At 39.7% G+C, this 21,961-nt stretch carries 21 protein-coding genes and 4 tRNA genes; 4 read left to right on the top strand and 21 right to left on the bottom strand.

Translation table 11 applies throughout. From position 1 onward, the window contains the following. Window positions 1-4 precede the first annotated feature (4 nt). The 7 genes from rplD to ACXACJ_RS00875 form a co-directional block, all read right to left on the bottom strand. Entirely contained in the window at window positions 5-631 is a 627-nt protein-coding gene (gene rplD, locus ACXACJ_RS00905) for a 50S ribosomal protein L4 (RefSeq protein ID WP_475132375.1), read from the bottom strand. A gap of 4 nt (window positions 632-635) precedes the next feature. Then, a complete protein-coding gene (gene rplC / locus ACXACJ_RS00900) occupies window positions 636-1,268 on the bottom strand; it encodes a 50S ribosomal protein L3 (protein WP_475132374.1) in 633 nt (210 codons plus the stop codon). A gap of 374 nt (window positions 1,269-1,642) precedes the next feature. Further along, window positions 1,643-1,948, bottom strand: a complete 306-nt coding sequence (rpsJ, locus tag ACXACJ_RS00895; RefSeq protein ID WP_053222934.1) for a 30S ribosomal protein S10 — start codon at window positions 1,946-1,948, stop codon at window positions 1,643-1,645. Window positions 1,949-1,966: 18 nt separating this feature from the next. After that, complete coding sequence (fusA, locus tag ACXACJ_RS00890) at window positions 1,967-4,066, bottom strand: elongation factor G (RefSeq protein WP_475132373.1); 2,100 nt, start codon at window positions 4,064-4,066, stop codon at window positions 1,967-1,969. Window positions 4,067-4,079: 13 nt separating this feature from the next. After that, on the bottom strand, window positions 4,080-4,547 hold the full coding sequence (gene rpsG, locus ACXACJ_RS00885) for a 30S ribosomal protein S7 (protein ID WP_475132372.1): 468 nt from the start codon (window positions 4,545-4,547) through the stop codon (window positions 4,080-4,082). A gap of 16 nt (window positions 4,548-4,563) precedes the next feature. Continuing rightward, a complete protein-coding gene (rpsL, locus tag ACXACJ_RS00880) occupies window positions 4,564-4,944 on the bottom strand; it encodes a 30S ribosomal protein S12 (RefSeq protein ID WP_475132371.1) in 381 nt (126 codons plus the stop codon). Between the two features lie 174 nt (window positions 4,945-5,118). Beyond that, on the bottom strand, window positions 5,119-5,772 hold the full coding sequence (locus ACXACJ_RS00875) for an ATP-binding cassette domain-containing protein (RefSeq protein WP_475132370.1): 654 nt from the start codon (window positions 5,770-5,772) through the stop codon (window positions 5,119-5,121). Window positions 5,773-5,929: 157 nt separating this feature from the next. Here ACXACJ_RS00875 and ACXACJ_RS00870 point away from each other — a divergent pair, with 157 nt between their 5' ends. Then, complete coding sequence (locus ACXACJ_RS00870) at window positions 5,930-6,097, top strand: hypothetical protein (protein WP_475132369.1); 168 nt, start codon at window positions 5,930-5,932, stop codon at window positions 6,095-6,097. Between the two features lie 75 nt (window positions 6,098-6,172). Here the strand turns inward: ACXACJ_RS00870 and ACXACJ_RS00865 are convergent, their stop codons facing one another. From ACXACJ_RS00865 to ACXACJ_RS00800, 14 genes are all read right to left on the bottom strand, one after another. Further along, window positions 6,173-6,496, bottom strand: a complete 324-nt coding sequence (locus ACXACJ_RS00865; RefSeq protein WP_475132368.1) for a DUF3467 domain-containing protein — start codon at window positions 6,494-6,496, stop codon at window positions 6,173-6,175. Window positions 6,497-6,500: 4 nt separating this feature from the next. Further along, window positions 6,501-10,805, bottom strand: coding sequence for a DNA-directed RNA polymerase subunit beta' (gene rpoC / locus ACXACJ_RS00860; protein ID WP_475132367.1), 4,305 nt, complete (start codon window positions 10,803-10,805; stop codon window positions 6,501-6,503). A gap of 44 nt (window positions 10,806-10,849) precedes the next feature. Further along, the gene (rpoB, locus tag ACXACJ_RS00855; RefSeq protein ID WP_475132366.1) at window positions 10,850-14,722 is read right to left on the bottom strand and encodes a DNA-directed RNA polymerase subunit beta; all 3,873 of its coding nucleotides are present in this window, start codon (window positions 14,720-14,722) and stop codon (window positions 10,850-10,852) included. 178 nt (window positions 14,723-14,900) lie between these two features. After that, the gene (gene rplL, locus ACXACJ_RS00850; protein WP_475132365.1) at window positions 14,901-15,281 is read right to left on the bottom strand and encodes a 50S ribosomal protein L7/L12; all 381 of its coding nucleotides are present in this window, start codon (window positions 15,279-15,281) and stop codon (window positions 14,901-14,903) included. A 40-nt stretch (window positions 15,282-15,321) separates the two neighbouring features. Next, entirely contained in the window at window positions 15,322-15,855 is a 534-nt protein-coding gene (rplJ, locus tag ACXACJ_RS00845) for a 50S ribosomal protein L10 (protein WP_475132364.1), read from the bottom strand. Window positions 15,856-15,857: 2 nt separating this feature from the next. Continuing rightward, window positions 15,858-16,556: a 50S ribosomal protein L1 gene (gene rplA, locus ACXACJ_RS00840; RefSeq protein ID WP_475132363.1), complete on the bottom strand. Its 699-nt coding sequence runs from the start codon at window positions 16,554-16,556 to the stop codon at window positions 15,858-15,860. Window positions 16,557-16,568: 12 nt separating this feature from the next. Further along, window positions 16,569-17,012: a 50S ribosomal protein L11 gene (rplK, locus tag ACXACJ_RS00835; RefSeq protein ID WP_475132362.1), complete on the bottom strand. Its 444-nt coding sequence runs from the start codon at window positions 17,010-17,012 to the stop codon at window positions 16,569-16,571. Window position 17,013: 1 nt separating this feature from the next. Continuing rightward, window positions 17,014-17,574: a transcription termination/antitermination protein NusG gene (gene nusG, locus ACXACJ_RS00830; protein WP_475132361.1), complete on the bottom strand. Its 561-nt coding sequence runs from the start codon at window positions 17,572-17,574 to the stop codon at window positions 17,014-17,016. 8 nt (window positions 17,575-17,582) lie between these two features. Further along, on the bottom strand, window positions 17,583-17,822 hold the full coding sequence (gene secE, locus ACXACJ_RS00825) for a preprotein translocase subunit SecE (protein ID WP_475132360.1): 240 nt from the start codon (window positions 17,820-17,822) through the stop codon (window positions 17,583-17,585). Beyond that, window positions 17,798-17,870: transfer RNA gene (locus ACXACJ_RS00820), tRNA-Trp, on the bottom strand. Before ACXACJ_RS00820 ends, secE begins: the two co-directional genes overlap by 25 nt. Window positions 17,871-18,061: 191 nt before the next feature. Then, the gene (gene tuf / locus ACXACJ_RS00815; RefSeq protein ID WP_475132359.1) at window positions 18,062-19,249 is read right to left on the bottom strand and encodes an elongation factor Tu; all 1,188 of its coding nucleotides are present in this window, start codon (window positions 19,247-19,249) and stop codon (window positions 18,062-18,064) included. A 74-nt stretch (window positions 19,250-19,323) separates the two neighbouring features. After that, a tRNA-Thr gene (locus tag ACXACJ_RS00810) sits at window positions 19,324-19,395 on the bottom strand. Between the two features lie 81 nt (window positions 19,396-19,476). Beyond that, window positions 19,477-19,549: transfer RNA gene (locus ACXACJ_RS00805), tRNA-Gly, on the bottom strand. Window positions 19,550-19,631: 82 nt separating this feature from the next. Beyond that, window positions 19,632-19,714, bottom strand: a tRNA-Tyr gene (locus ACXACJ_RS00800). A 317-nt stretch (window positions 19,715-20,031) separates the two neighbouring features. Between ACXACJ_RS00800 and ACXACJ_RS00795 the strand changes: the two genes are divergently transcribed. The 3 genes from ACXACJ_RS00795 to frr are packed head-to-tail and all read left to right on the top strand — an operon-like array spanning window position 20,032 to window position 21,818. After that, window positions 20,032-20,529, top strand: a complete 498-nt coding sequence (locus tag ACXACJ_RS00795; RefSeq protein ID WP_475132358.1) for an acyl-CoA carboxylase biotin carboxyl carrier protein subunit — start codon at window positions 20,032-20,034, stop codon at window positions 20,527-20,529. Between the two features lie 11 nt (window positions 20,530-20,540). Next, on the top strand, window positions 20,541-21,248 hold the full coding sequence (gene pyrH / locus ACXACJ_RS00790) for a UMP kinase (RefSeq protein WP_475132357.1): 708 nt from the start codon (window positions 20,541-20,543) through the stop codon (window positions 21,246-21,248). 9 nt (window positions 21,249-21,257) lie between these two features. After that, the gene (frr, locus tag ACXACJ_RS00785) at window positions 21,258-21,818 is read left to right on the top strand and encodes a ribosome recycling factor (RefSeq protein ID WP_475132356.1); all 561 of its coding nucleotides are present in this window, start codon (window positions 21,258-21,260) and stop codon (window positions 21,816-21,818) included. Window positions 21,819-21,961 lie beyond the last annotated feature (143 nt).

Here is a 21,961-nt window from a genome sequence, read left to right as displayed (position 1 = left end):
TATGTTACCTCAGTAAGTTTTCAATTTTTTCAACAGAGCTCTCACTCAAAAGCAAGCTTTCGGCATTCAATACATCGTAAGTATTCAAAGCATCAGCTGTTGTAATTTTAGTGTTGTGCAAGTTTCTACCTGACAAGAACACGTTCTTATCATCACTACCTAACACCAAAAGGGTTTTCTTTCCAGAAAGAGAAAGACTTTCCAATACCTTTTTGTACTCTTTAGTTTTAGGAGCATCAAAAGATAGATCCTCAAGAATTAAAAGGTTGTTTTCTTTCACTTTGTAAGCTAAAGCTGACTTACGAGCCAATACTTTAAGCTTCTTGTTAAGCTTGAAGCTGTAATCTCTTGGCTCAGGACCGAATACTCTACCCCCACCTCTGAAAACAGGAGACTTAATGCTACCAGCTCTTGCGGTACCAGTTCCCTTTTGCTTCTTTATTTTTTTGGTAGAACCAGCAATCTCTGCTCTCTGCTTAGATTTGTGAGTACCCTGTCTTTGATTAGCAAGATATTGTTTCACATCTAAATAGATAGCGTGATCGTTAGGCTCAATACCGAAGATGTCAGCTGAAAGCTCTACTTTCCTTCCAGTGTCTTCACCACTATTTTTTAGTACTGCTATCTCCATCTTCTTATTTCTCTAAAATTACGGTTGAATTTTTTGCACCAGGAATAGAACCACTTACTACGATAAGATTCTTCTCTGCTACAACTTTCATCACACGAAGGTTAATAACGGTAACCCTATCACCACCTGTTCTACCCGCCATACGAGTACCTTTGAACACTCTAGCAGGATAAGAAGCACCACCGATAGAACCAGGAGCTCTCAATCTGTTGTGCTGACCGTGAGTTTGCTGGCCTACACCACCAAATCCGTGTCTTTTTACAACACCTTGGAAACCTTTTCCTTTTGAAGTACCTACGGCATCAACGAAATCACCTTCTTTGAACACATCGCCCACTTTGATTTCATTACCTAAAGCCACTTGGCCTTCAAACTCCTCGCGGAAATTTCGGAACTCAACAACCTCTTTTTTCGGAGTGGTATTCGCTTTAGCGAAGTGACCTTTCAAAGCTTTAGGAGTATTTTTCTCCTTACGCTCTCCGAATGCAAGTTGTACTGCTGTATATCCGTCTGTTTCCTCATTTTTTACTTGCGTTACTACGCAAGGACCAGCCTCTATCACCGTGCATGCGACATTACGTCCATCGGCACTGTAAATGCTAGTCATTCCGATTTTTTTTCCGATTATTCCAGACATCTTTTTAATTCATTTAGAACCCAACAAACACAGGGCTCCCGTGAAACGGACTGCAAAGATAGAGAATTAATTATTCAGAACAAGGGGGAGTCTCAAAAAATCAGTAAGTATTTTCTGAGGATCAGTGAGATAGGAATAGGATCAAATATGGGCAGAAAAAAATAGCGATCAAATAGTTCTAAGAGTTCTTGTAAAGAATATTTCCACTACTGAATCCCTCCTTAAAAAGCTTATCTAGACCTAAGCAAAGGACTTCACCCACAACAACCTCAGAATCAATAGATAAAACCTACAGGCTTTCTGAGACTGCTTAAAATGAAAAAAGGCTTGAGATATCTCAAGCCTTTTAAAGAATATTCTTCAGTTTGAATAAATCAAACCTTGATTTCTACGTCAACTCCACTTGGAAGCTCAAGCTTCATAAGCGCATCAACAGTTTTTGCACTGCTAGAGTAGATATCTACCAATCTCTTGTAAGTGCAAAGCTGGAATTGCTCACGTGCTTTTTTGTTTACGTGTGGAGATTTCAATACTGTAAATTTCTCTTTCACTGTTGGTAACGGAATAGGACCGCTAACGATAGCTCCAGTAGTCTTCACAGCTCTAACGATCTTTTCTGATGACTTATCCACCAAATTGTGATCGTATGACTTCAATTTAATTCTTATCTTCTGTGTCATTATTCTACAATTTACAGATTATTCCCCTTTAGCTTTTTTAATTACGGTATCAGCTATGTTCTGAGGTACGTAGTCGTAGTGAGAGAAGGTCAAAGAAGCCGTTGCACGACCAGATGACATTGTTCTCAAATCAGTAACATAACCAAAGAGCTCAGAAAGTGGAACACTTGCTTTTACTACTGTTGCAGTACCTTTAGTGTCCATACCTTTCATAATACCTCTTCTTCTGTTCAAGTCACCAGTAATTGATCCAGTATACTCATCAGGAGTAACTACATCTACTGACATAATAGGCTCCATCAATTTTGGACCTGCTTGCTTACCAGCAGTTTTGAATCCAATACGAGCAGCCAACTCGAAAGAAAGAGAGTCAAAGTCCACATCGTGGAACGAACCGTGGAATAATCTTACTTTCATGTCTTCAACAGGATAACCTGCCAAAGGACCGTTATTCATTGCTGAAGCAAAACCTTTTTCGATAGCTGGAATGAATTCTTTTGGAATCACACCACCAACGATTTGGTTCACAAATTGAAGACCCTCTCCTTCAAAATCTTCGTCTTTAGGACCAATTTCGAATGAGATATCGGCAAATTTACCTTTACCACCTGACTGCTTCTTGTAAACCTCTTTGTGCTCAATAGACTTAGTAAGCGCTTCTTTGTACGCTACCTGAGGAGCACCTTGGTTAACTTCAACTTTAAATTCTCTTTTCAAACGATCCATGATGATGTCTAGGTGAAGCTCACCCATACCTCTAAGAATAGTCTGTCCAGTTTCTTCATCGGTATTTACCGTCAAAGTAGGATCTTCTTCTACCAATTTAGCGATAGCCATACCCAACTTATCAACGTCTGCTTGAGTTTTAGGCTCAATAGCATAACCAATTACAGGTTCAGGGAATACCATTGATTCAAGAACAATCTTATGTTTCTCGTCACAAAGGGTATCTCCAGTTTTGATATCTTTAAAACCAACCACAGCAGCGATATCTCCAGCATGAAGCTTTTCAATCGCATTTTGCTTGTTCGCGTGCATTTGGAAGATTCTTGAGATACGCTCTTTCTTGTTAGTTCTTGTGTTGAACACATAAGAACCAGAATCAAGCATACCCGAGTATGATCTCACGAAACACAAACGACCTACAAATGGGTCAGTAGCAATTTTAAATGCAAGTGCAGCAAAAGGATCTTCAGGAGATGGTTTTCTCGAGATAGAAGTTTCAGTATCAGGATTAGTTCCAACGATATTGTCTCTATCAAGCGGAGAAGGCAATAGCTCCATTACATAGTTCAGCATAGACTGAACACCTTTGTTTTTGAAAGCAGAACCACAAAGCATTGGAACAAAGTCCAAATTGATGGTTGCTTTTCTCAAAGCTGTAAGGATTTCCTCTTTAGTGATTGAATCTGGATCTTCGAAGAATTTCTCCATCAAAGTATCATCGTACTCAGCAATTGCTTCAAGCAAATACTCTCTGTACTCATTTACTTCATCAACCATGTCAGCAGGAATCTCGATCTCTTCGTAGGTCATTCCTTGATCTTCCTCGTTCCAAACAATTGCTTTGTTTTCAACAAGGTCAACCACTCCTTTGAAGGTATCTTCAGCTCCGATAGGCAACTGCAAAGGAACGGCTTTAGTACCTAACATTTCTTTCACTTGCTTACACACGTTCAAGAAGTCAGCACCAGCACGGTCCATTTTGTTAACGAAACCAAGACGAGCAACTTTATAGTTATCTGCAAGTCTCCAGTTGGTTTCTGATTGCGGTTCAACACCATCTACCGCAGAGAAAAGGAATACCAAACCATCCAATACACGCAATGATCTGTTTACTTCTACAGTAAAGTCAACGTGACCAGGAGTATCGATAATGTTGATGTGGTATTGCTCATCTTTATAATTCCAGAATACTGTGGTAGCAGCAGAAGTAATAGTAATACCTCTTTCTTGTTCCTGCTCCATCCAGTCCATGGTAGCTGCTCCATCGTGTACCTCACCAATTTTGTGAGAAACACCAGTATAGTAAAGAATACGCTCAGTAGTCGTAGTCTTACCTGCATCGATGTGGGCAGCGATACCAATATTCCTTGTTAATCTTAAGTCTCTTGCCATTGTAGTTTAGGGATTAAAATCTAAAGTGTGAAAATGCTTTGTTTGCATCAGCCATTCTATGGGTATCATCCTTCTTCTTCACAGCAGCTCCCTCACCTTTAGATGCAGCAACAATCTCTGCAGCCAAACGGTCTACCATTGTTTTCTCACCTCTTTTTCTGGCAAAGGAAATCATCCACTTGATACCCAGTGAAGTTTTTCTTGAAGGCCTAACTTCTGTAGGTACCTGGAATGTTGCACCTCCTACTCTACGGCTCTTCACTTCGACTGACGGCATGATATTACTCAATGCTTTCTTCCAAGTCTCAAGACCATTCTCACCAGTCTTCTTCTCAACGATTTCAATCGCATCGTAGAAGATGTTGTAGGCAATACTCTTCTTTCCATCGACCATTAGGTAGTTCACAAACTTTGTTACCAAAGTATCATGGAACTTCGGATCGGGAAGAATATATCTCTTCTTTGGTTTAGCTTTTCTCATTACTTATAATATTCTGTTATTTTTTAGCTTTTGGTCGCTTAGCACCATATTTTGATCTTCTTTGCAGACGACCATTTACACCGGCAGTATCCAGCGCACCACGGATGATGTGATATCTCACACCCGGAAGATCTTTTACTCTTCCTCCTCTGATCAACACAATTGAGTGTTCTTGTAGATTGTGTCCTTCACCTGGGATGTACGCGTTCACTTCCTTACCGTTAGTCAACCTAACCCTTGCTACTTTTCTCATAGCTGAGTTTGGCTTTTTAGGCGTGGTAGTGTAAACCCTTGTACAAACCCCTCTTCTTTGCGGGCAGCTGTCCAGTGCAGGAGATTTTGACTTAGAAGTCAATTTCTTTCTACCCTTTCTTACTAGTTGTTGTATAGTAGGCATTTACAGTTTTTTAGATTTTATTTCCCTATGTACAAATTTAGGACTGCAAAGGTAGTAAAAGAACTTTTTAGAACAAACACATTAATTTAAATAAAATCCTATGCCCAACTCGCTCATTTTAATAGGGATAGCATCACATTTCAGCCTCGCAAAGCTAAGCAAAACAAGGGTATTTTAAGGCCTTAAATAACCGTATAAAGCTAATTCTTCTTTATCCTGAAAGGGCTTAACAGCACCATTCAACATCATCAAATATCTATCGCTACAGGCCAAAATAAACTCATAATTATGGTCTGTAATCAAAATCCCTTTTTTAAAATTTGTATTAGAAAGAAGCTCAACCACCTTTTCTATCATAATTGGAGATAGCCCAGAAAAAGGTTCATCCATTAACAAGAACCTTGCTTTTGAATTAAGCAGTAAAAAAATCTCTAAGACACGAATCTGACCGTGAGACAAATCACTCACTCGCCTATCTTTCTCCGATGGTTGAATAAGATGGAGAATTTCTTCTTGTGCCTTAGGCTCAATTTCCAAAAGGTTAAAGACACTTGATACCTTTAAATTTTTTGGCAGGAAGCCAGTCTGAGGTAAGTATTTAACAAGCTTCAAAAAGCTAGATCTGCTTTTAAAAGGTACTCCATCCAACTTCACATGCCCATATTTCTGTTTCTTAATTCCAAAAACACCTTCCATCAAAGTGGATTTTCCGCAGCCATTTCTCCCAAACAAGCCGACAGTCTCATTCTCTGTTAAAGAGAATGAGCAACCTGATAAAATCTGCTTCTCTCCCGACTCAAAATATATGCTGTCTACTTCCAGAATCATATTAAAGCATATTGATTAAACCAACGAGTAGAAGACTTATTATCATATCGAAAGAAAGTGCCTGGATAAGGAATGAGTGAATTGGCAAACCAATATTTAAATAGAAAATAAGTTTACGCTTATTCAGAAAGAAAAAGAATCCATAAACGACACTACATTGGATGACCTTAAGGAAGAAAAAATGGATTGGGAAAACACCAGCAGGATCAGTATTCTGAAAATAAAAAGTGGCTACGTATCCTATCAAAAATATCCCGAAGTTGGATTTATAAAAATGGAAGATGGCTCGAAAAATAGTAGTCAAAGCAATTCTATAAAAGAATAACTTTCCACAAAAAGTAAACCAAACAAAAACCCCGACCAAGATTGATCGGGGTTTCACATTTATTTTTGATAAGTATTATGCCTCTCCAATAGTGCCTCCAAAATTCATGGGGAATTTTGGAGCTTCCTCTGAAGGTTTTATCGGGCCAAAGTGACTTTCGAACTTATCGATATTATCCTTTAGTGCCATCAGTAGCCTTTTAGCATGTTCTGGCGTTATAATAATTCTCGACTTCACTTTAGCCTTAGGCACTCCTGGCATCATTTTGATAAAATCAATCACAAACTCACTGTTCGAATGAGCTATCATGGCCAAGTTCACATATTGACCTTCAGCAGTTTCTTCTGAAAGTTCAATATTGATTTGGTTCTGATTCTTTTGATTTTGATCGTCAGCCATAAGATTAATACTCTACTTCTTCTGATTCTGAACTGTAAGCTTCTTTAGCAGCTTGCATTCTTTCGTAAGCTTCTCTATTTCCTACAATAAGGTTATCATAATCTCTGATACCTGTACCTGCTGGAATCAAGTGACCTACAATTACGTTCTCTTTCAATCCGTTCAACACATCGGCTTTACCTCTGATAGAAGCTTCGCTCAATACTTTAGTTGTTTCCTGGAATGAAGCCGCAGAAATAAAGCTTTCAGTACCCAAAGATGCTTGAGTAATACCTTGAAGTTTTGGTTGAGAAACCGCAGGTTGTGCGTCTCTAACTTCAACCAATTTCAAATCTTTTCTTCTCAAGCTAGAGTTTTCATCTCTCAACTGACGAGGAGTTACGATTTGACCTGGCTTCAAGTTATTAGAATCACCAGCTTCGGTAACTACCTTCATATCAAGCATAGCATCGTTTTCTTCTCTGAAAACAAACTTATCTACAACCTGACCAGGAAGGAAGCTAGTATCACCAGCATCGATGATTTCTACTTTTTGCATCATTTGCTTAACGATTACTTCGATGTGCTTATCGTTGATTTTCACACCTTGTAGTCGGTAAACTTCCTGAATTTCATTCACCAAGTATTCTTGTACTGCAGTTGGACCTTGAATGTTCAAGATATCGTTTGGAGTAATTGCTCCATCAGAAAGTGAGTAACCTGCTCTTACAAAGTCATTGTCTTGAACAAGAATGTGCTTAGACAATGGCACCATGTATTTCTTCTTCACACCGTCTTTAGACTCGATGAAGATTTCTCGGTTACCTCTCTTGATACCTCCGTAGGTTACAACACCATCAATTTCAGAAACTACTGCTGGGTTAGATGGGTTTCTCGCCTCGAATAATTCAGTTACCCTTGGAAGACCCCCGGTAATATCTCTCGATTTACCCATTGTTCTTGGAATCTTAGCCAATGGTTGACCAACCTTAACTTTATCACCTACTTCAACAGCAAGGTGAGCTCCCACAGGAATGTTGTAAGCTTTAGAATCGTTCTTCGCATTTACAACTACTGCTGGGTTCTTGGTTTTATCTTTAGTATCGGTAATTACTTTTTCTCTGTGTCCGGTTTGCTCATCGAACTCTTCTTTATAAGTAATACCTTCTTCAATAGCATCAAATTCAATAGTACCGTCAAACTCGGAAAGAATTACCGCGTTATATGGATCCCACTTACAGATTTGCTGTCCTTTTTCAACTTTGTCGCCTTCCTTAACTTCAAGGATTGCTCCGTAAGGAACGTGGTTAGAAATTAAAACTTTGTTAGTTTTTGGATCAACGATCAGGATTTCACCTGTTCTACCCATTACCACTTCAATTTTGTTTCCATCGTTATCGGTAGTTGGCAATGATCTCAATTCTTCGAACTGAATAACACCGTCAAACTTCGCTTTAACTGTTGCATCTACCGCAATGTTAGATGCAGTACCACCCACGTGGAAGGTTCTAAGAGTAAGCTGCGTACCTGGTTCACCGATAGACTGAGCTGCGATTACACCAACTGCTTCTCCTTTTTGTACCATGCGAGCAGTAGTAAGGTTTCTACCATAACACTTCGCACAAATTCCGCGCTTGGTTTCGCAAGTAAGTACCGATCTGATTTCTACTTCTTCGATTGAAGTTTCTTCGATTCTAGCTGAAATCTCTTCTGTAAATTCTTCACCCGCTTGAATGATCAATTCGTCAGAAATTGGATCGTAGATATCGTGAACAGAAACTCTACCTAGAATTCTTTCTGAAAGTGCTTCTACAATATCCTCATTGTCTTTCAATGCAGATACAGTAAGACCTCTAAGCGTACCGCAATCTTCTTCGTTTACTACAGCATCTTGGGCAACATCCACAAGACGTCTAGTTAAGTAACCCGCATCGGCAGTTTTCAAGGCAGTATCTGCCAAACCTTTACGAGCACCGTGAGTAGAAATAAAGTACTCAAGTACGTCAAGACCTTCTTTAAAGTTCGAAAGAATTGGGTTTTCAATAATAGCGCCTACAGAACCAGCCAAGTTTTTCTGTGGCTTAGCCATCAGACCTCTCATTCCACCTAGCTGACGAATCTGCTCTCTAGAACCCCTAGCTCCAGAGTGCATCATCATAAAGATAGAGTTGAAACCTTGGTTATCTTCTTCCATCTGGTTCATCAAATCATTGGTCAAACGAGTGTTAACCCTTGTCCAAATATCGATAACCTGATTGTAACGCTCATTATCGGTAATAAGACCCATCAAGTAGTTTTGCCATACAGCATCTACTTCTTCTTTAGCTCCTGCTACAAGGTCTTCTTTGTGATCTGGAATGTGGATATCATTCAATCCCATTGACAAACCACCTTTATATGCCATTTGGAAACCTAGTTCTTTGATATCATCAAGGAACTGAGCCGTTCTGGCCACACCAGAGATAGCAAATACTCTAGCGATAATTTTCTGAAGTTTCTTTTTAGTAAGAAGCTCGTCTACGAAACCTACTTCTTCAGGAACAGTTTGGTTGAACAATACTCTACCTGCTACAGTTTCGATAACTTTCTCTACTAATTCTTCACCTTCACGCACCGTAGTTTTCACGAAAATGTAAGCGTGCTTAGAAAGTTTACCTTCGTTAACAGCGATGATAACTTCTTCAGCGCTGTAGAAACGCATTCCTTCGCCATCTACTTTGAAATCTTCAGTAGATCTTCTACCCTTGGTTACGTAGTAAAGTCCCAATACCATGTCTTGAGAAGGTACGGTAATAGGAGCTCCGTTTGCAGGGTTAAGAATGTTGTGAGAAGAAAGCATCAACATTGAAGCTTCCAAAACAGCCTCATGCCCAAGAGGCACGTGAACGGCCATCTGGTCACCGTCAAAGTCAGCGTTGAATGCAGTACATACTAATGGGTGCAACTGAATCGCTTTACCTTCGATTAGTTTAGGCTGGAATGCCTGAATACCTAATCTGTGAAGCGTAGGAGCACGGTTAAGCAATACTGGGTGTCCTTTCAATACGTTTTCAAGAATATCCCAAACCACAGGATCTTTGCGGTCTACAATTTTCTTGGCAGACTTCACAGTCTTAACAATACCTCTTTCAATCAGCTTTCTGATGATGAATGGTTTGAAAAGCTCTGCCGCCATGTTTTTAGGCAAACCACATTCGTGTAGTTTCAATTCAGGACCTACTACAATTACAGAACGACCTGAATAGTCAACCCTTTTACCTAACAAGTTCTGACGGAAACGACCTTGCTTACCTTTAAGCATATCACTCAAAGATTTAAGAGCACGGTTACCGTCTGAACGAACAGCATTTACTTTTCTTGAGTTATCGAAAAGTGAGTCTACTGCCTCTTGAAGCATCCTCTTCTCGTTACGAAGAATTACTTCAGGAGCTTTAATATCTATCAATCTCTTCAAACGGTTATTTCTGATGATAACCCTTCTGTAAAGATCATTCAAATCTGATGTTGCAAAACGTCCACCATCCAAAGGAACCAATGGTCTCAATTCCGGTGGAATAACTGGCACCATCTTGATAATCATCCACTCAGGACGGTTCTCAATTCTGGTTCTTGCATCACGGAAAGCTTCTACTACTTTCAATCTTTTCAAAGCTTCCGCTTTTCTTTGTTGAGAAGTATCTGTAGCCGCTTGGTGTCTTAAAGCATAAGAAAGGTCGTCTAGCTCAATTCTAGCCAACAACATTTCAAGGGCTTCAGCACCCATTTTAGCGATGAATTTCTGTGGATCGTCATCATCTAACATTTGATTCTCACGAGGAAGTTTATCTAGAATATCTAGATACTCATCTTCAGTTAAGAAATCCATGTAAGCGATTCCTTCTTCTTCCTTAATACCTGGCTGGATTACCACGTAACGCTCGTAATAGATAATCTGATCGAGCTTTTTAGTTGGAAGACCTAAAAGGTAACCGATTTTGTTAGGCAATGATTTGAAGTACCAGATGTGAGCTACAGGCACTACCAATTCAATGTGACCCATGCGCTCTCTTCTAACCTTTTTCTCGGTTACTTCAACACCACATCTGTCGCAGATAATACCTTTATATCTGATTCTTTTATACTTACCACAATGACATTCCCAATCCTTAACAGGTCCGAAGATTCTTTCACAGAATAAACCACCCATTTCAGGCTTGTAGGTTCTATAGTTTATCGTTTCCGGTTGGGTAACCTCACCATGAGAACTCTCAAGGATAGATTCCGGAGAAGCTAAGCTAATAGTGACTTTGTCGAAGTCAGTGTTAAGTTTTCTATTCTTTTTAAATGCCATAGCTTTTTTGAATTCTGATTAATTGGCCGTAGCCTGTTTAAGAATTAGTCAAGTGTAATTTCCAGTGCCAAACCTCTAAGTTCGTGAACCAATACGTTGAATGATTCAGGAATATTTGGCTTAGGAATATTCTCGCCCTTAACGATTGCCTCATAGGCTTTCGCTCTACCGATAACGTCATCGGACTTCACTGTCAGGATTTCCTGAAGTACGTGCGATGCACCGAAGGCCTCAAGTGCCCAAACCTCCATCTCACCAAAACGCTGACCACCAAATTGAGCTTTACCACCCAATGGTTGTTGCGTAATCAACGAGTATGGTCCGATTGAACGCGCGTGCATTTTATCATCAACCAAGTGACCTAGTTTCAGCATGTAGGCAATACCTACAGTAACAGGTTGGTCAAATCTAACACCGCTCAAACCATCGTATAGGTACGCTCTACCAGCATCTGGCAAATCAGCTTTGGCTAATTCCGCTTGAACTTCTTCCATGGTAGCACCATCGAAAATAGGAGTAGCGTATTTGTTGCCAAGCTCAAGACCAGCCCAAGCCAATACAGTTTCGTAAATCTGCCCGATGTTCATCCTTGAAGGTACACCTAGTGGATTCAATACAATATCCATTGGAGTTCCATTTTCCAAGAACGGCATGTCTTCTTCCCTTACGATTCTCGCAACCACACCTTTATTTCCGTGACGACCGGCCATCTTATCACCTACTTTAAGCTTACGTTTTTTAGCGATGTACACTTTGGCCAATTGAACGATACCTGTTGGTAATTCATCACCCACTTCAATAGTGAAGCGTTTTCTCTTGAATTCACCAGCAATCTCGTTTCTTTTCAGATTATAGTTTTTAACCATTCTAACGATCAACTGGTTAGTTTTCTCGTCAGTAGTCCAGTTGTCAAGGTTAAGATCTGAGATCAAGTTAACCTCTTCCTGAACGTTATAGTTACTTTCATCTCTATAGATGTTTTTCTCTGGGAACAAGTTCTCGGTAATGTTGGTCTTGTTGAACTTTACTCCTTTAGAGATCACTTCATCACCAAACTTATGCTTAACACCTTGAGAAGTTTTTCCTTGAAGAAGTGTGAACATTTTGTCGATCATAGCATTTCTTACCACAGTAAGGTCTTTGCTATACTGAGCTTTCAAAATCTCAACTTCCTTCTTAGATTTTGCTCTCAAATCTTTATCCTTCTTAGGTCTTGAGAACAATTTAGTATCGATAACAACTCCGCTTAATGATGGAGAAGCTTTCAATGAAGCATCTTTCACATCACCAGCTTTATCACCGAAGATTGCTCTTAGAAGCTTCTCTTCTGGAGTTGGATCAGTTTCACCTTTAGGAGTAATTTTACCGATCAAGATATCGCCTTCTTTGATTTCTGCTCCAACTCTGATGATACCATTCTCATCAAGGTTTTTCACAGCTTCTTCACTTACGTTCGGAATCTCAGAAGTCAATTCTTCTTCACCTCTCTTAGTATCTCTAACTTCAAGTTCGTACTCATCGATGTGGATAGAAGTGAACACGTCATCTCTTACCACTCTCTCTGAAATTACAATCGCATCCTCAAAGTTGTAACCTTGCCATGGCATGTAAGCCACTCTCAAGTTTTTACCAAGAGCCAATTCTCCATTTTCAGTAGAATAACCTTGACACAATACCTGGCCTTTAGTCACTTTTTGTCCTTTAAGAACAATTGGAGTAAGGTTGATAGAAGTATCTTGGTTGGTTCTTCTGAACTTAATCAGTTTATATGTTTTGTATTCGTTGTCAAAGTTTACAAGCTCATCTTCTTCAGTTTGCTCGTATTTCACAACGATTTTGGTTGCATCTACATAATCAACAACTCCATCCTCTTCAGCAATAATCAAAGTTCTAAAGTCTCTAGCTGCTCTACCTTCCAAACCAGTACCCACAATTGGAGCTTCCGGTTTCAACAAAGGCACCGCCTGACGCTGCATGTTCGATCCCATCAAAGCACGGTTCGCATCATCATGCTCCAAGAAAGGAATCAATGAAGCCGCAACCGATACAATTTGGTTAGGAGCAACGTCCATGTAAGTCAACTCTTTAGGTTCAACTACAGGGAAGTCACCTTCGAATCTTGCTTTAACTCTTTCATTCTCAAAGTTTCCGTCATCATGCAACGGAGCATTTGCCTGAGCGATGTTATGAGTATCTTCTTCTTCAGCAGTCAAGTAAACCACGTCTTCAGACATGTTTACTTTTCCTTCAACTACCTTTCTATATGGAGTCTCGATGAATCCCATGCTGTTCACTTTAGCGTGAACACATAGAGAAGAAATCAAACCAATGTTTGGACCTTCAGGAGTTTCAATGGTACAAAGACGACCATAGTGAGTATAGTGAACGTCACGAACCTCGAAACCAGCTCTTTCTCTAGAAAGACCACCAGGTCCTAAGGCAGACATTCTTCTTTTGTGAGTAATCTCAGCCAATGGGTTCGTTTGATCCATGAACTGAGAAAGTTGGTTAGTACCGAAGAATGAATTAATTACAGAAGAAAGCGTTCTAGCATTGATCAAATCAACTGGTTTGAAATCTTCGTTATCTCTAACGTTCATTCTTTCTTTGATTGTTCTGGCCATACGAGCCAAACCAACACCGAACTGAGCGTAAAGCTGCTCTCCTACTGTTCTTACCCTTCTGTTAGAAAGGTGGTCAATATCATCCACTACAGCTTTTGAATTGATAAGCCCGATCAAGTACTTAACAATGCAAATAATATCTTCAGTAGTTAATACTCTCTTATCAAAGTCGATATCTAGACCTAGTTTTTTGTTGATTCTGTAACGACCAACTTCACCTAAATCATAACGCTTATCTGAGAAGAACAAGCTTTGAATGATATCACGTGCTGTTTGTTCATCTGGAGCCTCAGTGTTTCTCAACTGACGGTAGATTTGCTCAACAGCTTCTTTCTCTGAGTTAGAGTTATCTTTAGAAAGCGTGTTATATATAATAGTGTAATCAGCAATGTTGATATCTTCTCTGTGAAGAATGATTGAATCAACACCTAAGTCAAGGATCATTTCTACATCCTCTTCACTCAAAACTAAGTCACGCTCTAACAATACTTCGTTTCTATCGATAGATACTACTTCTCCAGTATCTTCATCCACGAAGTCTTCAATCCAAGTTCTAAGAACTCTTGCCGCCAATTTTCTACCCGTTGCTTTTTTCAACTGGGCTTTATTGGCTTTAACCTCTTCAGAAAGTCCGAACAGGTCTAAAATATCTTTATCAGTACCGTAACCGATAGCTCTTAAAAGCGTGGTTACAGGGAACTTCTTTTTACGGTCAATATAGGCGTACATAACGCTGTTAACGTCAGTCGCAAATTCAATCCAAGAACCTTTGAAAGGAATAATTCTTGCAGAATACAAAGTAGTACCGTTAGTGTGCTTGCTTTGCGCAAAGAACACACCAGGAGAACGGTGCAATTGAGAAACAACAACTCTTTCAGCTCCATTCACAACGAACGAACCTTTAACAGTCATATAAGGAATGTTTCCTAAGAAAACTTCCTGCTCAATAGTTTCGAAATCTTCGTTGTCTTCGTCATTACATGACAAGCGAAGTTTTGCCTTGAGGGGAACTGAGTAGGTAAGACCTCTATCGATACACTCTTCAACAGAGTATTTTGGGGGGTCCACCAAGTAATCGATGAACTCTAGAACAAAGTTTTCGCGCGAATCAGAAATTGGGAAGTTCTCTGAGAAAACTTTGAAAAGGCCATCTTGAGTCCTTTTATCGGCTGGGGTCTCCAGCTGAAAAAAGTCTTCGAAAGACTTCACTTGTATGTCAAGAAAATCAGGATAATCAAGAACTGACTTAATTGAAGAAAAACTTATTCTTTCTGTTTGAATTGCGTTAGCCAAGGCCGTAATATTTTAGTTTAAACCAAGAATAATTTTGCACTTAAAGCGTGCAAAGGCTTGTGAGGGCTAGCCTCTTTAATGTGTACAAACAGGAAAAGACCCGTGATTCCGATCCCGATAAAATCGGGAGTGGGACCAGGGCCTGTTCCTTCGCCATAGTTAGCTATGGCCAGTCAAATTATTTAAGCTCTACTTCAGCGCCAGCTTCTTCAAGCTGCTTTTTCAACGCTTCTGCTTCGTCTTTTGCTACTCCTTCTTTGATAGCTTTAGGAGCGCTATCTACGATTTCTTTAGCTTCTTTCAATCCTAAACCTGTCAATTCTTTAACAAGCTTAACAACAGCTAGTTTAGATGAACCAGCAGAAGTCAATACTACGTCAAATGAAGACTTCTCTTCAGCAGCAGCTTCGCCATCACCACCAGCAGGACCAGCAGCTACAGCTACAGCAGCAGCTGCAGGCTCAATACCATATTCGTTTTTAAGGATATCAGCTAATTCGTTAACTTCCTTTACAGTCAAGTTTACTAACTGCTCTGCGAAATCTTTTAAATCTGCCATTTTAATTTTTAGTTAATAAATTCTAAATCTTGATTAATAATTAATTTTCACGCTCAGACAAAGTCTTGAGAATTCCTGCCAATTTGCCGCCCGCTCCTTTAAGACCAGATACAACATTTTTAGCTGGTGATTGTAACAATCCGATAACTTCACCGATAAGTTCAGCCTTAGACTTAAGACTGCTTAACATATCTAAATTCTCTTCTCCAATGAAAAGATCTGTGTCGATGGAAGCGCCTTTCAACAATGGAGAACTAATGCCTGATTTTTTTCTGAACTCTTTGATCAATTTTGCTGGTGTATTAGCATCCTCACCTGAGAACATAATACCTGAAAAACCTTTCAGTACGCTTTCGTCAAATGGAGTGTAATCAGTGTCCATTTTTTCTAAAGCCTTAGCGATCAAACTATTCTTAAACACTTTGTACTCTATGCCTTTCTCAAAGCATAGTCTTCTAAGTGAGTTGGTCTGTGCAACCGACATTCCGGAAGCATCAGTAATGTAGAAATTGTTATTGTCAGTAAATTTCTGAACCAACTCTTCAATTAATACGCCTTTTTCTTCTCTAGTCATGATTATAATCCGGATATCGAGTTTTTATCAATTTTAATACCTGGACTTTGGGTAGAAGAAAGGTTAATACTCTTAAAGTATGTCCCCTTTGCAGAAGCAGGCTTCAATTTTGAAAGCACTTGGATTACTTCAGCAGCATTTTCAACGATTTTCTCAGGAGAGAAAGACGCTTTTCCAATGCTAGTATGAACGATACCAAATTTATCTACTTTAAAATCGATTTTACCACCTTTTACTTCTTGAACAGCTTTCCCAACTTCCAAAGTAACTGTACCTGATTTCGGGTTAGGCATCAAACCTCTTGGACCAAGAACACGACCTAAACGACCTACTTTAGCCATAACAGTTGGCATTGTGATGATTACATCAACATCTGTCCAACCGCCTTCAATTTTAGCTATATAGTCATCTAAACCTACGTAGTCAGCACCAGCATCTTTTGCTTCCTGCTCTTTGTCAGGAGAACACAACACCAATACTTTTACTTCTTTTCCTGTACCATGAGGCAATGCAACTACGCCACGAACCATCTGGTCTGCCTTGCGTGGATCCACTCCTAAACGAACATCAATATCTACTGAAGCATCGAACTTTGCATTGGAAATTTCCTTTACAATTGATGCAGCCTCAGTTAGAGGATAGTTCTTTTGTGGATCGTATTTACTTAAAGCCTCTTTTTGCTTTTTTGTCAACTTTGCCATTTCAACAAATCTTTAGTTTTCCCAAGGTGCTTTTCCGGTCACTTTTAAGCCCATGCTTCTCGCAGTACCAGCTACCATTTTCATAGCAGACTCTACTGTGAATGCATTGAGATCCGGCATTTTAACTTCAGCAATCTCTTTAACTTGATCCCAAGAAACCGAACCAACTTTAAGTCGGTTTGGCTCAGAAGAACCTTTCTTAACTTTAGAAGCTTCCATTAACATAACCGGTGCAGGTGGGGTTTTGATAACAAAGTCAAAAGACTTGTCAGAATAAATGGTAATTAATACAGGAAGAACCTGTCCCATTTTATCTTGACTACGTCCGTTGAATTGCTTGCAAAACTCCATAATGTTAAGTCCTTTAGAACCTAAAGCAGGACCAACCGGAGGGGAAGGGTTTGCTTGACCTCCCTTTACTTGCAACTTCAGATAACCAGATATTTCCTTAGCCATCTTAATCTTGTTTTTCGACTTGCATGTAACTTAATTCAACTGGGGTATTTCGTCCGAAAATCTTAACCATAACGTTAAGTTTTCTTCTCTCTTCAAATACCTCCTCAATAGTACCCGTAAATCCACTGAAGGGTCCGTCCATTACTTTTACAGACTCTCCAACTATATATGGTGTATCAGTGTGTTCGTCAAATTCATCAATTTCCTCGACCTTACCTAAAATACGATCGACTTCACCTTGACGTAATGGAACTGGCGGTGTAGTGGAAGCATCACCCCCCTTTTGACCTAAAAACCCAATGATACCAGGGATATTTTTAATCATATGGAGAACTTCACCATTGGTGATATCTGCCTGAACCATTACATAACCAGGAAACATGTTACGATCACGAGAACGCTTTTTGCCGTTTCTCATTTCGTAAACCTTTTCTGAAGGAATTAAAACTTGGGGAATAAAATCCTGGAATTTCTCCTGAACGATCTCATTCTCCAAATACTCCTTAGCTTTTCTTTCCTGACCAGAAACGGCCCGAACCATATACCACTTAAGCTCTGCCATTATATGATTTATCTTCTAATTGTGTAAAACCATTCCATGATATTGTCGAAGCCTAGATCGATCACCCCTATGAAAAGCGCGAAGATCAAAGACGCAACCAATACCAATACCGAGCTGCTCTGAAGTTCAGAGTATTTTGGCCAGCTCACCTTATGCCTCATTTCGATGTACAACTCGGCAATAAAAGTTTTTAATTTGCTCATCGGTTTTACTTTACTTTCAGCACGGGTGGTAAGATTCGAACTCACGACCTTTGGTTTTGGAGACCACTGCTCTACCAACTGAGCTACACCCGTGTATATTTAATAATAACTTTTAATTCCGTTCAGAAGCACTCAAAGAACTAATTCACTAAAATAAAAGTCAGTGTTTTACAACTTGCGAACCTAAAACGGGCTGCAAATGTAGATAAAAATACTATATGAAACAAACGCGTTTCCGAAAAATCGAAAACGCGTTTGATATATTCTTAAAACTTTTGAAAGTCTTAGTCTAGAATTTCAGTTACCTGACCGGCACCTACAGTTCTACCACCTTCTCTGATCGCGAATCTCAAACCTTTTTCAAGGGCTACAGCGTTCAACAATTGAACTTCGATAGTCACGTTATCACCAGGCATTACCATTTCGATGTCAGCAGGAAGCTTGATCTCACCAGTAACGTCAGTAGTTCTCAAGTAGAACTGAGGACGGTATTTGTTGAAGAATGGAGTGTGACGTCCACCTTCTTCTTTAGAAAGAACGTAAACCTCAGCTTTGAAGTGAGCGTGTGGCTTCACAGAACCAGGCTTACAGATGATCATACCTCTTTTGATTTGAGTTTTCTCAATACCTCTCAAAAGTAGACCAACGTTGTCACCAGCTTCACCTCTATCCAAGATTTTACGGAACATTTCAACACCAGTAATGGTAGACTTCAAGCCTTCAGCACCCATACCGATGATATCTACAGGATCTCCAGTGTTAACAACACCTCTTTCGATTCTACCAGTAGCAACAGTACCACGACCAGTGATCGAGAATACGTCTTCAACAGGCATCAAGAAATCTTTGTCAGTCAAACGCTCAGGAAGTGGAATATACTCATCCACAGCAGCCATTAACTCTTCGATTTTACCTACCCACTTGTCATCACCATTCAATCCACCCAAAGCAGAACCTTGGATTACAGGAATGTCATCACCAGGGAATTCGTAGAAAGAAAGAAGCTCTCTAATTTCCATCTCAACTAGCTCAAGAAGCTCTTCATCATCAACCAAGTCAACTTTGTTCATGAAAACTACAAGAGCAGGTACACCTACCTGACGAGCCAAAAGGATGTGCTCTCTAGTTTGAGGCATAGGACCGTCAGTAGCAGCCACTACTAGGATTGCACCGTCCATCTGGGCAGCACCAGTAACCATGTTCTTAACGTAGTCAGCGTGACCTGGACAGTCAACGTGAGCGTAGTGACGGTTAGCAGTTTGGTACTCAACGTGAGAGGTGTTGATAGTAATACCTCTTTCTTTCTCTTCAGGAGCGTTGTCGATAGAAGAGAAGTCTCTCAGTTCAGCAAAACCAGCTTTTGCAAGAACGGTAGTAATCGCTGCAGTTAAAGTGGTCTTACCGTGGTCAACGTGACCGATAGTACCAATATTAACGTGCGGCTTGGAACGGTCAAAGGTTTCTTTAGCCATGATTTGAAATTAGTTAATATTTAAATTCAATAAATTTATACAATACTCCGATCACTGAACCTACAGTAATCTTGAGCCAATGACGAGAATTGAACTCGTGACCTCTTCCTTACCAAGGAAGCGCTCTACCCCTGAGCTACATCGGCTTAAATAGTTATAAGTTCAGAGCTCTAAGTTTCAAGTTGAACTTGGAACTCTGAACTTCGAACCTATGAACTCAAAGTCAGAGCGGGTGACGAGGCTCGAACCCGCGACCTACAGCTTGGAAGGCTGTCGCTCTACCAACTGAGCTACACCCGCATCATAAACCCGTAAAATGCAAAGCCTCAAACTCGATTATAAAACCGAAAAAGAAGCATGAATTCACAACTTTAGATTGTTGTGGGGGGAGAAGGATTCGAACCTTCGAAGACATAAGTCAACGGATTTACAGTCCGTCCCAGTTGGCCGCTTTGGTATCCCCCCAACTGATTTTCCATCCCTAAAAGAACGACTTAAAGTATCCTTTCAGCGAAAGGGAATGCAAAATTAGACGCTTTTTTATATTATTCAAATTAAACAGAAAAAAAGATGTCTAGTTTTTTTCACCCCTAGAATTTGCCACCCGTTTGGGGCAATTGTGGCGCAAACTTAATTTTCTTTTTTCAAAATACAAGTCCTTTCTAAAGGTCTCTTCTAATCAAAATACTTCTCTATATTTGCAGGGTTTACAATAACAGCAAGGAACACACAGATAGTCAGGCTTTATCTACTCTGTACATCTTTTTTCTTAAATAAGCTCTATGTATAAAATAAGCCTTAAAGAAAACCAGCTAGCGGAAGTTGAATTCAAAAACGAAGAGGTTTTTCTAAACGGTTCGGTCATTGAATGGAACATTTCGAAATTATCTAAAAACCGTTTCCACATTATAAAGGATAATAAATCTTACAACGCGGAAGTCATCGGCTTTAACAAGGAGGAAAAAAAGGTTGATATAAAAATCAATAATCAAATTTACTCCACAACAGTTAAAGATAAGATGGATCAGCTGTTGGAACGCATGGGAATAAGCAATATGGCCTCAACATCCATTTCCGATGTTAAAGCTCCTATGCCTGGCCTCATTTTAGATATCTCCGTTCAAATTGGTCAAGAAATCAAAAAAGGTGACCAACTTATGGTTCTAGAAGCTATGAAAATGGAAAACGTAATCAAATCTCCTGGAGACGGAATTATAACTGGTATAGAGGTACAGATTGGACAAAGCGTTGAGAAAAATCAAATTCTGATAAAATTTTAACTGAAGCATAAATGAAATACAAAAGGATTCTTCTGAAACTGAGCGGTGAAGCCCTAATGGGCAGTCAACAATATGGTATAGACCCGAACCGCTTAAATCAATATGCAGAAGAAATCAAAAAGGTACACGACCAAGGGGTTGAAATAGCCATAGTAATTGGTGGCGGTAATATATATAGAGGCGTACAAGCCGAAGCTTCAGGAATTGACAGAGTTCAAGGCGATTACATGGGCATGTTAGCTACTGTAATTAATGCAATGGCTATTCAAAGCACCCTTGAAAGCCATGGAATGTATACCAGACTTATGTCGGGCATTAAAATGGAAGCCGTTTGCGAACCTTTTATAAGAAGAAGAGCCGTTAGGCACCTAGAAAAAAATAGAGTAGTGATTTTTGGAGCCGGAATTGGCAACCCATATTTCACTACAAACTCTACAGCCAGCCTTAGAGCAATTGAAATTGAAGCCGATGTGGTTTTGAAAGGCACAAGAGTTGACGGTGTTTATACCGCTGACCCTGAAAAAGACCCAACCGCAACTAGAATCGAAAAATTAACGTTCGATCAAGCGATTAAAGAAGGTTATAGCATTATGGATATGACCGCCTTTACCCTTTGTCAAGAAAACAATGTGCCTATCATTGTATTTGACATGAACAAATCTGGCAACCTTTTAAGCCTTATGGAAGGTGAAACTTCTGTTGGAACTTTGATAAGCTAATCTGAAATCATGGAAGAACTCGAATTATACCTAGACACTGCGAAAGAGATGATGGAAAAAGCCATCGTCCACACAAAACATGAACTAGCAAAAATCAGAGCTGGTAAAGCCATGCCAAGTATGCTAGATGTAATCAAGGTTGACTACTACGGAACATCAACGCCATTGAATCAAGTGGCTTCTGTTACCAGCCCCGATGCCCGAACTCTTTTTGTAAAGCCTTGGGAAAAAACAATGATCCAAGCCATTGAAAAAGCGATCTTGATTAGCGACTTGGGCTTGAATCCTCAAAATGACGGTCAGCAGATCATCATCAATATTCCTCAATTGACAGAAGAGAGAAGAAAAGAGCTTGTAAAACAGTCGAAAGCGGTAATTGAAGATGGCAAAATCAGTATCCGAAACGCCAGAAAGGAAACCAACGATGAGTTTAAACAACTTCAGAAAGATGGCTTATCTGAAGACATTGTGAAAATCGGAGAAGAAAAGGTTCAAGACCTTACTAATATCTACAACAAAAAAATGGACGATCTTCTAACAGCTAAGGAAGAAGAAATTATGACGGTTTAAACCAGAAGCGTTACCACACTAAAGAGGCTATCTTATTTTTTTAAGATAGCCTCTTTTTTGTTCTCAACTTTATCGTATTCAACTTAAAGTTGTCCTTAGGCGTTTTTCTTCACTCCCACTCTTCCTACAGTTCAGCGCTTAAA

This window comes from Roseivirga sp. AWQ4_251, from assembly GCF_056158225.1.
This window is presented reverse-complemented; position numbering and strand designations above follow the sequence as displayed.